This window comes from Paenibacillus xylanexedens, from assembly GCF_007676705.1.
Taxonomy (GTDB): domain Bacteria; phylum Bacillota; class Bacilli; order Paenibacillales; family Paenibacillaceae; genus Paenibacillus; species Paenibacillus xylanexedens_C.
In genome coordinates this window covers 1-217 of the sequence record NZ_VEBF01000988.1, presented here as the reverse complement: position 1 = coordinate 217, position 217 = coordinate 1, and the positions used below count along the sequence as shown (strand labels likewise).

Sequence of the window (217 nt, the reverse complement as noted above, 5' to 3'; positions counted from 1 at the left end):
CTCCCACCTTCACCCTCCATTCAATCCCTCTCCCAACACCTTCAACCTCCCCATCATCCCCCTCACCTTCCACTTCATCTATTTCCACACCCAAATCCTTATCCTTCTCTATTCCCGAAACACGCTCTACCACACCATCCCCCTCCATATCGAATCCGATACCTACCGCATCCTCCTCCTCACAAACTTTATCCAACACCTCATTTACCCTGTCCCT

Annotated in this window: 1 protein-coding gene; it reads right to left on the bottom strand. The window is 50.7% G+C overall.

The window, feature by feature from the left end:
- Positions 1-217: hypothetical protein (locus FS628_RS31845; protein ID WP_186328090.1), on the bottom strand; the 217-nt coding region annotated here is incomplete at both ends.